This is a genomic window from Pseudomonas sp. B14-6 (assembly GCF_013260315.1).
Lineage (GTDB): Bacteria > Pseudomonadota > Gammaproteobacteria > Pseudomonadales > Pseudomonadaceae > Aquipseudomonas > Aquipseudomonas mandelii.
In genome coordinates this window covers 740,878-753,625 of record NZ_CP053929.1, presented here as the reverse complement: position 1 = coordinate 753,625, position 12,748 = coordinate 740,878, and the positions used below count along the sequence as shown (strand labels likewise).

General features: G+C 60.4%; 12 protein-coding genes. 3 read left to right on the top strand and 9 right to left on the bottom strand.

The features are described from left to right. Nucleotides 1-97 precede the first annotated feature (97 nt). Genes HP062_RS03510 through HP062_RS03500 form a run of 3 tightly spaced genes read left to right on the top strand, consistent with a single transcriptional unit; the run spans nucleotide 98 to nucleotide 5,573 of the window. Nucleotides 98-1,342, top strand: coding sequence for an exonuclease SbcCD subunit D C-terminal domain-containing protein (locus tag HP062_RS03510; RefSeq protein ID WP_010459857.1), 1,245 nt, complete (start codon nucleotides 98-100; stop codon nucleotides 1,340-1,342). Continuing rightward, on the top strand, nucleotides 1,339-4,980 hold the full coding sequence (locus HP062_RS03505) for an AAA family ATPase (protein WP_172790827.1): 3,642 nt from the start codon (nucleotides 1,339-1,341) through the stop codon (nucleotides 4,978-4,980). The genes HP062_RS03510 and HP062_RS03505 overlap by 4 nt, the downstream gene beginning before the upstream one ends. Continuing rightward, nucleotides 4,977-5,573 (top strand): glutathione S-transferase, encoded by a 597-nt coding sequence (locus HP062_RS03500; RefSeq protein ID WP_172790826.1) that lies wholly within the window; start codon nucleotides 4,977-4,979, stop codon nucleotides 5,571-5,573. The genes HP062_RS03505 and HP062_RS03500 overlap by 4 nt, the downstream gene beginning before the upstream one ends. A gap of 25 nt (nucleotides 5,574-5,598) precedes the next feature. Here the strand turns inward: HP062_RS03500 and HP062_RS03495 are convergent, their stop codons facing one another. The 9 genes from HP062_RS03495 to HP062_RS03460 all read right to left on the bottom strand — a co-directional run bounded on the left by HP062_RS03495 (nucleotide 5,599) and on the right by HP062_RS03460 (nucleotide 12,568). Further along, entirely contained in the window at nucleotides 5,599-5,856 is a 258-nt protein-coding gene (locus tag HP062_RS03495; RefSeq protein WP_010459851.1) for a hypothetical protein, read from the bottom strand. Continuing rightward, nucleotides 5,853-6,065: a hypothetical protein gene (locus HP062_RS03490; protein WP_010459849.1), complete on the bottom strand. Its 213-nt coding sequence runs from the start codon at nucleotides 6,063-6,065 to the stop codon at nucleotides 5,853-5,855. The genes HP062_RS03495 and HP062_RS03490 overlap by 4 nt, the downstream gene beginning before the upstream one ends. 115 nt (nucleotides 6,066-6,180) lie before the next feature. Continuing rightward, entirely contained in the window at nucleotides 6,181-6,306 is a 126-nt protein-coding gene (locus HP062_RS30940) for a hypothetical protein (RefSeq protein ID WP_255311789.1), read from the bottom strand. Nucleotides 6,307-6,516: 210 nt separating this feature from the next. Continuing rightward, entirely contained in the window at nucleotides 6,517-6,696 is a 180-nt protein-coding gene (locus tag HP062_RS03485) for a hypothetical protein (RefSeq protein ID WP_010459844.1), read from the bottom strand. A gap of 156 nt (nucleotides 6,697-6,852) precedes the next feature. Next, nucleotides 6,853-8,028, bottom strand: coding sequence for a lactonase family protein (locus HP062_RS03480; RefSeq protein WP_172790825.1), 1,176 nt, complete (start codon nucleotides 8,026-8,028; stop codon nucleotides 6,853-6,855). Further along, a complete protein-coding gene (locus HP062_RS03475) occupies nucleotides 8,015-8,311 on the bottom strand; it encodes a DUF5629 family protein (protein ID WP_010459840.1) in 297 nt (98 codons plus the stop codon). The genes HP062_RS03480 and HP062_RS03475 overlap by 14 nt, the downstream gene beginning before the upstream one ends. Before the next feature lie 200 nt (nucleotides 8,312-8,511). Next, the gene (locus HP062_RS03470; protein ID WP_010459838.1) at nucleotides 8,512-10,092 is read right to left on the bottom strand and encodes an aldehyde dehydrogenase (NADP(+)); all 1,581 of its coding nucleotides are present in this window, start codon (nucleotides 10,090-10,092) and stop codon (nucleotides 8,512-8,514) included. Nucleotides 10,093-10,102: 10 nt separating this feature from the next. Then, on the bottom strand, nucleotides 10,103-11,095 hold the full coding sequence (gene araD1, locus HP062_RS03465; protein WP_010459837.1) for an AraD1 family protein: 993 nt from the start codon (nucleotides 11,093-11,095) through the stop codon (nucleotides 10,103-10,105). 150 nt (nucleotides 11,096-11,245) lie between these two features. Beyond that, complete coding sequence (locus HP062_RS03460) at nucleotides 11,246-12,568, bottom strand: MFS transporter (RefSeq protein WP_172790824.1); 1,323 nt, start codon at nucleotides 12,566-12,568, stop codon at nucleotides 11,246-11,248. Nucleotides 12,569-12,748: the final 180 nt, after the last annotated feature.

Here is a 12,748-nt window from a genome sequence, read left to right as displayed (position 1 = left end):
TTGCCGCACCCAAACGACGGTTTGCCAGTAAACTCCCACTCTTTTCGCCGCCATCAATTTCCACGCGGCCATCACCTTATTTCCTACGGAGTACGCCTTGCGTCTGTTTCACACCTCCGACTGGCACCTTGGGCAAAACCTGCACGGCCAGGACCGCGATTTCGAGCACGCCTGCTTTCTTGAATGGCTGTTGCGCCAGCTGAAGCTGGACCAGCCTGATGTGCTGTTGATCGCCGGCGATATCTTCGACACGGTCAACCCGCCAGTCAAAGCCCAGGAACGCCTCTACGAATTCATCGTCAGCGCCCACGAGCAGCAACCGCTGCTGACCATCGTCATCATCGCCGGCAACCACGACTCCGGCTCGCGGATCGAATTGCCCGCGCCGTTGATGCGGCGTTTGCGCACCCATGCGCTTGGCCGCGTGCTGTGGCTCGACGACGGTCAACTGGACGCCGAACGGCTGTTACTGCCGTTGCCAGATGCCAGCGGCGAAATTGCCGGCTGGTGCCTGGCGCTGCCGTTTTTGCGCCCTGCCGAAGTGACTGGCGCGCAGTTGGGTGACAACTACCTGCGCGGCATCGGTCAGGTGCACGAGTGGCTGATCGAAGCGGCCAATGCCAAGCGCAAGCCTGGCCAGGCGCTGATTGCGATCAGCCATGCGCACATGGCCGGTGGTTCCGTGTCGGAAGACTCCGAGCGCAGCCTGATCATCGGCAATGCCGAAGCCCTGCCCGCCAGCCTGTTCGGGCCGAGCATCAGCTACGTCGCGCTGGGGCATTTACACAAGCCGCAGAAGGTCAACGGTGAAGAGCGCATCCGCTACAGCGGCTCGCCGATTCCATTGTCGTTCTCGGAAATCGGTTATCAGCATCAGATTCTCGACGTCACGCTCGACGGCGAAACCCTGGTCAGCGTCGAGCCAAAACTGATTCCCCGTGCGGTCAACCTGCAACGCATCGGCCCGGCACCGCTGGCCGAGATTCTCTTGCAACTGGCCGACCTGCCGAACATCGATTTGCTGGCCGACATCCAGCGCCAGCCGTGGCTGGAAGTGCGGGTGCGTCTCGACGAACCACAACCCGACTTGCGTCACCAGGTTGAAAGCGCCCTTCAAGGCAAAGCCGTGCGCCTGGTGCGCATTGCCGCCGAATATGCCGGCAACGGCAGTCGCGAGGGTGTCGAAGACGGCACCACGTTGATCGAACTGGACCAGCTCACGCCGCAGGAATTGTTCAGTCGTGCCTGGCAGGACAGCTACGGCAGCGAGGTCGATGAGCAAACGCTGAAAGACTTTGCCGAGCTGTTGCAGGACGTGCAGATGGAGAGCGAACAACCATGAAGATCCTCGCGATCCGCCTGAAAAACCTCGCCTCACTGGCCGGGCCCTTTGAAATCGACTTTACCGCTGAACCGCTGGCGAGTGCCGGCCTGTTCGCGATCACCGGGCCGACCGGCGCGGGCAAAAGCACCTTGCTCGACGCCTTGTGTCTCGCACTGTTTGGCGCCGTTCCGCGATTGAGCAACGCTCAGGTGTCGGCCAAGGCACCGGACGCCGATGGCGAAATCAGCACCGGCGACCCGCGCACCTTGCTGCGGCGTGGCACCGGCGAAGGGTATGCCGAGGTGGATTTCGTCGGCATCGATGGCCGTCGTTACCGCGCGCGCTGGGAAGCCAATCGCGCTCGCGAAAAGGCCGGCGGCAAGCTGCAAGCCAGTCGCCAGAGTCTGCGCGACATCGATCAGGATCAGTTGCTGGCCAGTCAGAAAGTCGAGTTCAAAACCCAGCTCGAAGCCGTGCTGGGCCTGAACTTCGAACAGTTCACCCGCGCCGTGCTGCTGGCCCAGAGCGAGTTCAGTGCCTTCCTCAAGGCCAACGACAACGAACGCAGCGAACTGCTGGAAAAGCTCACCGATACCGCGCTGTACACCCGCCTCGGTCGCCGCGCCTTCGACAAAGCCAAAGAGGCGCGTGAAGCGCACAAGCTGTTGCAGGATCAGGCCACGGGTGTGACACCGCTGGCTCCCGAAGCCCGGGCCGAGCTCGATGCGCGCTTCAACGAAGCGCAGCAGCAACTCAAGACCCAGCAAGCGCAGCTCAAACAACTTGAATTGCAGCACACCTGGCTCAAGGACCTGCGGCAATTGCAGGACGAACAACAGAGCGCCACCGAACAGCTGACCAGCGCCCGGCAGCACTGGGAAAGCCTGGCTGGTGACCGGTTGAAGCTGACGCGCCTGGAACAACTGGCCCCGCAACGGCACCAGTTCGCCCGCAAGACCGAACTCACCGCCCAGCTCACCCCGCTGGCGGCGCAGATTCAGCAGCACATCCAACAGCAGGCCGAGTTGAACGAGCGGCAGGCGCAACTCGAACAGAGCTTGAGTGCTGCGCAGACCGCGCTGGTCGACGCCCAAAGCCAGCACACGAAAAAAGCTCCGTTGCTGCGCCAGGCCTTTGAAGAGCAAAGCACCCTCGCCCGGCTGGTCAAAGACGCCAGTGTGAGTGCAGAGCACAAGCAACAAGCGGAACTGGCCAGCACTCAAGGACAGAACACGATTCAGGGCCTGCTCGAGCAACAAAAACAGGTGGCTGCACGTCTGGAGCGGATTGCCGGGGAGCTTGAGCAAAGCACGCATTTAGCACCGTTGAGCGAGGCGTGGAACGCCTACCGTGATCGCCTGCAACAGCTGATGTTGATCGGTAATCGCTTGAACAAGGGCCAGGCTGAACTGGCGGCTCTGGAGCAAAGCGCCGCCCGCGCCGGCGAAGAACTGACGGCTCAAAAGCAGCATCTGGAAGTGCTCTACAAAGAAGCCGGTGCCGAGCCGGAAGCCGTGGCCGAACAAATCCAGTTACTGGGCAACTTGTTGCAGGACAACCGCAAACAACTGCGGGCGTTTGAAGAACTGACACGGCTGTGGGCCAGCCAGCAGGAGATCGACAAGCGCAGCGCCGAGCTGACGCAACGCCAGCTCAGCGCCCAGCAGGAACGTGATCGCCTGACCCAGGACGGCGTGAAGACCAAGAACGAGTTGGTCATCGCCGAACAGACCCTGACCGTCACTCGCGAACTGCTGGAGCGTCAGCGTCTGGCCCGCAGCGCCAGCGTCGAAGAACTGCGCGCACAGCTACAGGACGATCAGCCCTGCCCGGTCTGCGGCAGCCCCGACCATCCCTATCATCAACCCGAAGCGTTGCTGCAAAGCCTCGGTCGCCACGATGAAAGCGAGCAGGCCAATGCGCAGAAGGCCGTCGACCTGCTGAAAGAGAAACTCACCGATTTGCGCGGTGAAGTCGGCGGTTTGATTGCTCAGCAAAAAGAACTGCTGCAGCAACAGGAGCAACTCGCCAGCCAGCAACAAGGCCTTACGCCGAGCCTCGAAGCCCATCCGTTGTCGACGCAACTGCTGGCTCAGGACGCGAACAAGCGCGACAGTTGGCTGGCGCAGCAAAACAGCCAGTTGAACCAGAGCATCACCCAGGATGAACAACGGCAGACCGCCCTGCTCACCCTGCAACAAGATGCGGCTCGCCTTCAGCAGCAACTGCGCAGCGCCGAGGCTACTAGCCAGCAAGCGACGCAGCACTTGAGTAACCAGCAGCGTGAGCTGGGCAGTGATCGCCAGCGTCTCGACGAAGAGCTGAGCGCCTTCAGCACCCTGCTTCCGGCCGAGACACTGGAGGCCTTGCGCAACGAACCGGCCGCGACCTTCATGCAACTCGACCGGCTGATCGCCCAGCGCCTGGAGCAACTCGAACAGCAACGCGATGAACTCGGCGACCAGCAACAACGCCAGCAGACACTGGAAAAAGAACAGGACCGCCAACTGGCCCGCGCCCAGGCACTGGAATTGGCGCAGCAGCAATTCACCGTCCTCGCCGAGCAACAACAGGCTTGCCAGGAACGGCTGACGCAATTGCTGGGCGAACACAGCAGCGCCGAACACTGGCAGCAGCAACTGGATCAAGCCGTCGAACAGGCGCGCACTGCCCAGGCAACAGCCCATCAGGAACTGCAAACCGTGCGCACGCGGTTAGTCGAACTGGCCGCTGAACTCAAAGCCAGACAAGAGCGCCTGCTGGCCCTGGAAACCGAAGACCGCGAACTGAGCGCAAAGATCGCCGACTGGCGCGCCTTGCATCCAGAGCTCGACGATGGAGGACTGGAAGCGCTGCTGAGCGTCGACGACCAGCACGTCAGCGAACTGCGGCAGCACTTGCAGCAAAGCGAAAAAGCCATCGAACAGGCCAACGTGCGATTGCAGGAACGGGACCAGCGCCTGCTCAATCATCAGGCGCAACACAACGGCAATCTCGACGCCGAGCAACTCGCCACGGCACTGACAGACCTGCAAAACCTGTTCGCCGCCAGCGAGCACCGTTGCGCCGAACTGCGCGCCGAACAGGCCGAGGATCAGCGTCGGCAGAATGCCAACCAAGCCCTGGCGCAGCAGATCGCCGACGCCTACAGCGAGTACCAGCGCTGGGCTCGCCTGAATGCCTTGATCGGCTCGGCGACCGGCGACACCTTCCGCAAGATCGCCCAAGCCTACAACCTCGACTTGCTGGTGCATCACGCCAACGTACAGCTGCGACAACTGGTGCGGCGCTATCGCCTGAAACGCGGCGGCAGCATGCTCGGGTTGCTGGTGATGGACACCGAGATGGGCGAAGAGCTGCGTTCGGTGCATTCGTTGTCGGGCGGCGAGACGTTCCTGGTGTCGTTGGCCCTGGCGCTCGGTTTGGCGTCGATGGCTTCGAGCACACTGAAAATCGAATCGCTGTTCATCGACGAAGGCTTCGGCAGCCTCGATCCGGAATCCCTGCAACTGGCCATGGACGCACTCGACGGCTTGCAAGCCCAGGGCCGCAAGGTCGCGGTGATTTCCCATGTGCAGGAAATGCATGAGCGGATTCCGGTGCAGATTCAGGTCCAACGCCAGGGCAATGGCTTGAGTACCCTGGAGGTCAAATGAATACGCTGTACTCGTTCCGCCGCTGCCCTTACGCCATGCGGGCGCGCATGGCCCTGCGCTATTCGGGCGTTGCGGTGCAGATTGTCGAGGTCAGCCTGAAAGCCAAACCTGCCGAAATGCTTGCGCTGTCGGCCAAGGGCACGGTCCCCGTGCTGAGTATCGACGGTCAAGTCATCGATGAAAGCCTGGCGATCATGCACTGGTCCTTGGCGCAGAACGATCCGCAGGATTGGTTGCTCAAGGGTGATCTTGCCGGACAGGCGCACATCGCCGCGCTGATTGAAGAGAATGATCAGACGTTCAAGGTGCATTTGAATCGCTACAAGTACGCCGAGCGTTACCCCGAGCAGCCGATGGAAACCTATCGTGCTGAAGGTGAGGTGTTCTTGCGCAAGCTGGAGGTGTTGCTGGAGGGACGCGATTACCTGCTGGCGGCGCATCCGAGCCTGGCGGATGTGGCGTTGATGCCGTTCATACGGCAATTCGCCCATGTCGATCGCGAGTGGTTCGGGCAGACGCCTTATGTGCGGTTGCAGGGGTGGTTGCAGCGGTTTCTGGCGTCAGAGTTGTTCACCGCAGTCATGCACAAGTAATCGCCCCTTCTGTGGCCGCTCGCGCTCAGGCAAACACATCACACATCTGCAACACCGAGCAATCCACCTGGAATGGCCCGAAGAAATCCTCCTGGCGTTTCACAGGTGGATTACCCGCCAACAACCCAAGCGCTTTCGCCGTTTCAATATTACGCGCCAGGTTGTGATTGGCTTCGATGGACCGCGCAACCGAACCCGCCGAGCCCTGCCCTATCCCCAACAGGGAAGCGCCATTGGTCATGAATGCCAGGAAGGCAATGACCCAGAGTTTGCTGCCTTTCATGCCCCTGCCACTCCCGCCGATGCGGCTTGATCGACCACGACGCTTTGAGCACGGTGTTCGAACTGGATGGCGGGATAAGCGACCTGAACCGGCGCTTCAAAGGTGTGCTGCAAATTGGACGAAACGCTGACGATCAGCACCAGGGCCACGTAAAGACCTATGGCCAGGTAGGCGCCGTATTTGGCAGAAGTGAGGATTGAGCTGGCCATGGTGTTCTCCGTGGGCATGTTTAAGTGCCCACAGAATCGATCAAAAAAGCGGTGACAACCACTCAGGGTTTTCCATAGTCACCATCAGCTTCATTGATCATTAAGCCCGTCTATCTCAGTCTTGAATAAAACTCATCAAGCGTTCGCGGGCCGCGTCCGGCTCCTGGGAAACGGGCTGAGCAGCCGAAAGAATGGGGGTTGAATAGAGGAACAGAAGAACCACTGCCAGACGCATCGCCATGCTGTCGATCCTTGTTATTAGATGTTGAGTCAAAAAATCAACGTCAAATCTAAATGCATGGCCATGTGATATCAAGCGATACATTGATGGCAATGTGATGCTGTCGTAAACGCGTTATGCAGGAGCGACATCACTCATCGACGTTCGACGTATTTCGATCGATCGGCGCAAGTGACTTCGCTCCTGCATAAAGGGTGCAGGGCTTGAATTTCAGGCTTGGGTCTTGTGATCCAGTGCCGCGTAGAAGTTGGCGCTCTGTTGCAGGTATTTCTGGGTGTAGCTCTGGGCGTGGGATTTTTTGTCGCTGATCTCAACGTTGGCGCTGGCTGGCAGAGCAACGGTGGCGGAGATGGCAGAAGCGGCGATGATGGAGAAGAGATTGAAGTTCATGGCGGTATTCCTCGGATTCAGTTGGCTTGTTTGCCCGATGGGGCCGTGGAGCAAACTTAACCTTCGAGGGTTGGCGCCTTGAAATCTTTTGTAGCATTAGCAGATATCAGCCTCATTAATACAAGGATGCAGGCCCCATCAACCGGGGCCTGCGGCCTATTGACGCACCAGAAACTTGAGGTCGCTCGGGGCATCCATCGGCAGTTTCTGTACGGTTTTACCCAACAAACCGCTCTTGGCATCGCGTTCGACCACAACAATCTGGTTGCTCTTCTGGTTGGCAATCAGCAAGAACTGGCCACTCGGGTCGAGGCTGAACTCGCGCGGGTGATCACCGTCCACCGAACGACGCTGTAGCTCCTTAAGATGGCCGGACGCAGGATCGATGGCAAACACCAGCACCTGATTGGCGGTGCCACGGTTGCTGACGTAAAGGAACTTGCCATCGGCCGAGGCGTGCAACGCAGCGGCGGCCTTGTCGGAAACAGGCTGGCCCGCCGCCAGATCAACCATCTGGGTTTGCTCAAGTTTGCCGTTCTGGTAATCGAACACCGCGACCTGCGCGCTCATTTCCATGGTCAGCCAGGCGTGTTTGCCATCGGCGCTGAACAGCAAATGACGCGGCCCGCTGCCGGCTGGCAACTGGACCGACGCCGGTGTGGCGGCAGTCAACGGTAGCTCCGGATTGGCCTTGGGATCGAAGCGGTAGACAAAGATCTTGTCGGCGCCCAAGTCATTGGAGAACACGTACTGGCCGTCCGGCGAGGAAACCGTCGAATGCACATGCGCCGACATCTGCCGCTCGGGATTGACCCGGCTCGACGGGTGACTGCTCATCTGCACCACGGGCTGGAGCTTACCGTCGGCGCCCACGGGCAACACCGCCAACGTGCCGCCCGGGTCTTCAACCACTGAATAGTTGCTGACGAACAAATGACTGGCCTCACCGCTGAGGCTCGAATGCGTCGGCTCGTTGCCCAGGCTCTGCACCTGATTGATCAAGCTCAACGCATGGGTCTTAGGATCGATTGAATAACTGCTGACGCGCCCGACCGGGTCTTTCTGGCCGGGGCCGTTTTCATTGACCACGAACAAACGCTGCTGATCCTTGGAAACGGTCAGCCAGGACGGGTTTTCACTGGTGACCACTTGCAGCGGCTTGGGGTTGATCTGCCCGGTGGCGCTGTCGAAGTTCAGGCGATGAATCCCCTGGCTCTGCCCCGCCGTGTAGGAACCGACCAGCAACTGATAGTCGTCGGCCGACGCGGCTTCAATGCCCATCGCGCCGATGCTGCCGGCCATCAACAGCGGCCAGAGCTTATGCATCCTCATTCCCTTCTTCCTCGTCGTCACCACCGCCGAACGCGTCCATAGGCACTAGTCGATGCTCACCGGAATCGCCGGTAATGATCCAGCTCTTCAAATCAGGATCGAAAGTCGCCGCTGTGATCTGCGCAATGCTGAACTCCCAACGTTTGAGTGCTCGGCCGTCCATGCATTCGATGTGCAGGTTTTCGTCTTCATCGAGGGAAAAATCGAAGGCGTGCAGCCCGTCGATTTCCAGCATGTCACAGTGTTCGAGGGCGTTGATCAAGGTGTCGGATGCGGCAGTCATGGCAGTCAATCTTTGAATGGGAAAGACGCAATGATAGCTCAATGTGAGGGTGGGTCTGTGTCGCTCATCCAACATGCTGGCGACACAAAATACTGTGGGAGCGAGCCTGCTCGCGAATGCGGAGTGTCAGTCGATATTGTTGTTGACTGATGCACCACTTTCGCGAGCAGGCTCGCTCCCACGGGGATTGCGGTGAGCTGTTAAAGGGCGTCGCGGGAAGGTTTGCCGTCCACCAGACGCTGGATGCGCAGGGGGTTGGCGTTCTTCAGCGGTTCCGGCAACAGGCTGTCGGGATAGTTCTGGAAACACACCGGCCGCAGGAATCGATCAATCGCCAACGTGCCGACCGACGTGCCGCGTGCATCGGAAGTTGCCGGGTACGGCCCGCCGTGGACCATCGAGTCGCAGACTTCAACGCCCGTCGGATAGCCATTGAGCAGGATCCGTCCGACCTTTTGCTCCAGCAACGCCGTCAGCTCGCCGAACTGTTCGAAGTCCGCCGGCTCACCAATGATCGTCGCCGTCAGCTGCCCGTGCAGGCCGTTCAACGCGGCACTGAGTTGCGCCTGATCCGCCACTTCGACGAACACAGTGGTCGGGCCGAACACTTCTTCCTGCAGCACTGCATCGCCATTGATCAGCAGGCTGACGTCAGCCTTGAACAACTGCGGTTGCGCCTGATTGCCTTGCTGCGGATTGCCAGCCAGATGCTCAATGCCCGGGTGAGCAAGGAGTTTTTGCAGGCCGTTGCCATAGCTGCTCAACGTCCCGGCATTGAGCATTGTTTGCGCCGCCTGATCGCCGATGAGGCCCGCGACCTGCTGCACAAACGCGGTGAATTGCGGCGAGCGAATACCGATGACCAGACCGGGATTGGTGCAGAACTGACCGCACCCCTGCACGACCGAAGCGGTCAGGTCACGGGCGACGGTGTCGGCCCGAGCAGCCAATGCCTTCGGCAACACGATCACCGGATTGATACTCGACATCTCGGCGAACACCGGGATCGGTTGTGGACGTGCGGCAGCCATGTCGCACAGGGCGCGGCCACCCTTCAGCGAACCGGTAAAACCGACCGCCTGAATCGCCGGGTGTTTGACCAGCGCTTCGCCGACTCCGCCGCCGTAGATCATGTTGAACACGCCGGCCGGCATGCCGGTTTTTTCCGCCGCGCGAATCAGCGCATCGGCAACCAGTTCGGCGGTGGCCATGTGGCCGCCGTGAGCCTTGAACACCACCGGGCAACCGGCGGCCAGTGCCGACGCGGTGTCGCCGCCCGCCGTGGAGAAGGCCAACGGAAAGTTGCTCGCACCGAACACCGCAACAGGCCCAAGACCGATGCGGTATTGGCGCAGGTCCGGTCGTGGCAGCGGTTGGCGATCCGGCATTGCCAGATCAATTCGCGCGCCGTAGAAATCACCGCGACGCAGCACTTTGGCGAACAGACGCATCTGCCCGCTGGTGCGCCCGCGCTCGCCTTGAATACGTCCGGCCGGCAATGCCGTTTCGCGGCAGACCACCGCGACAAAGTCATCGCCCAAGGCGTCGAGTTCATCGGCAATCGCATCGAGAAATTGCGCGCGACGTTCCGCGCTCAGACTGCGATAGGCCGGGTAAGCGGCGGCAGCAGCCTTGGCGGCGGCATCGACTTCCTCAGGCGTTGCCTGGAAGAAATCATGAGGCAAGGCTTCGCCGGTGCTGGCATCAACACTTTGCATTTTGACGGTGCCAGTCGCGCTGCGCTGACCGCCAATGTAGTTGTGACCAAGAATCTGAGGCATGCGTATCTCCTTAAAGGGTGCCGACGGTGCCGGGCTCGAAAGCGGCTTCAACCGGGGCGATCCCGTTGATCAAAGGCGCGCCGAACTCGGCCTGACTGATCTCGAACACATCACCCTCCCGGGTGCGAATGCCGTCGGCAAAGGACAGGGTCGCGGTGCCGAAAAAATGAATGTGCACGTCCCCCGGACGCAAGAACTGGCTGTACTTGAAATGGTGGTACTCAAGGTTCTCGAAGCTGTGGCACATGTTGGCCTCGCCGCTGAGGAACTCGTTCTGCCACAGCACTTCACCGTCACGCAGGATGCGGCTGGTGCCAGCCAGATGTGCCGGCAATTCGCCGACCCGCAGCTCCGGGCCATAGCTGCAACTACGCAATTTCGAATGTGCCAGGTAGAGGTAATTCTTGCGCTCCATCACATGGTCGGAGAACTCGTTGCCCACCGCGAAACCGAGGCGATACGGTTTACCGTCGTGGCCGATGACGTAGAGGCCGCTGAGTTCAGGCTCTTCACCCGCGTCTTCGGCAAAGGGTGGCAGCGGGAACGGCTGGCCCGGACGCACGACGATGCTGCCGTCCCCCTTGTAGAACCACTCTGGTTGCACACCGGCCTGCCCGGCCGCCGGTTTACCGCCCTCCACGCCCCATTTGAAAATGCGCATGGTGTCGGTCATTGCCGCTTCGTCGCCGGCCTGCTGGTGCATCTTGTCGCGGGCCGAAGCGCTGCCCAGATGGGTCAGGCCGGTACCGCTGACCAGCATGTGCGCCGGGTCCGGGTGATCCAGCGGAGGGAGGATCCGCAGTTGCGCCAGCAGCTCCGCGTAGTCATGACCGATGCCCAGGCCCAGGGTTTTCACCTGCTGCTGCAGATTGACGCCCGCCTCGATAGCCGCCAGGGCCAGGTCACGGACCGTGCGCGCGTCCTGCACTTCGCGCACCAGCCCCTCCTCGACCACGCCTACCCGGCGCTCGCCGTTACTCAGTTCGAACTGCACTAAACGCATGGATTTTCTCCTGTAAACAATCTTGAAGGCGGCATTGCACCCTGTGGGGGCGAGCCTGCTCGCGATGAGGCCGTCAAATCCAAAATCATTATCGACTGACACTCCGCCTTCGCGAGCAGGCTCGCTCCCACAGGGCATTTGTGTGATCTCTCAGGTGCGAGTCGCGCCGCGAGCACTGGCCGCGAACTGGTCGGCCGCCAGCACATGCTTGCGCTCCAGTAACCGATAGACCACGCCGGTCAACACCAGCCCGAACACCATCACCCCCGACAGGAAGTACAGCCCCGACGCCAGGTTGCCGGTGTACTCCTTCAGTGCACCGATCACGAACGGGCCAATGTAGCCGCCCAAGTTGCCCACCGAGTTGATCAACGCGATCCCGGCCGCGGCACTGGCGCCGGCGAAGAAACGACCGGGCAAGGTCCAGAACACTGCGGTGCAGGAAAACAGCGCAAACGCCACCAGGCACAACGCCGCAAGTTGCAGCACAGGCACCGTCAGCCAGGCGCTGAGGAACAGCCCGATGGCGCCCAGCACGTAAAGCACGGCGAGGTGACCGTAACGATCATTCAGGCGGTCGGAACTGCGCGGAATGATCAGCAGCCCGATGATCCCGAAGATATAGGGCACCGATGACACGAAACCGGTCACCAGGTCCGTACCACCAAACTGTTTGATCAACGTCGGCAGCCACAGGCCCAGGCCATAAATGCTCAAGGTCACCGGCAGATAAAACAGCGCCAGCAGCAACACGCGTTTGTCTTTCAGGGCATGCAGCGGATTGCCATGACGGGTCTGGCCGTAGGCCTCCAGGTCCTTTTTCAGCTCGCCGGTCAGCCAGTCTTTCTCGGCCTGATCCATCCATTTCACTTGCTGGGGCCCGTCCGGCAGGTAACGCAGTACCGGCCAGGTCAGCAGGATCGCCGGGGTGCCGATGACGATGAACAGCCACTGCCACCCTTGCAGACCAAGGATGCCGTCCATGCCGAGCAAGCCGCCAGACACCGGGCCGGTGATCATCATCGCGATGGGCTGGGAAAGAATGAACAGACCAAGGATCTTGCCGCGATGGCGAACCGGGAACCATTGGGTGATGTAGTAGAGAACGCCCGGGAAGAACCCGGCTTCGGCCGCGCCGAGCAGAAAGCGCATGACATAGAAGCTGTGCGGCCCTTGGACGAACGCCATGCCGATGGTGATGGCGCCCCAGGTGACCATGATCCGTGCGAACCAGCGTCGGGCACCGAAGCGGTCGAGCATCAGGTTGCTGGGGATTTCCAGCAGGAAGTAGCCAATGAAGAACAACCCTGCACCGAGGCCATAGGCTGCGTCACCCAGGCCAATGTCGGCGCCCATGTGCAGCTTGGCGAAACCTACGGCGGAGCGATCCACATAGGCGATCAGGTACAGCAGGATCAGGAAGGGAATCAGTTTCAGCGTAATGCGACGAATAAGCCGCAGTTCCTGGCTCATGAGATCGGTCTCCGATTGTTGTTGTTATAGAACCTCGGGGGACGCCTCTCGCTGAAAACCGCCAGGGCAATCCCTCCGTTGAAAGCGACTATATAGTAATACTAATTAACCAACAACACTTCCAAACCGGCGAAATTGCGCTTATGTTACGCCTTAGCTCGAACAATATAGTCATACAAT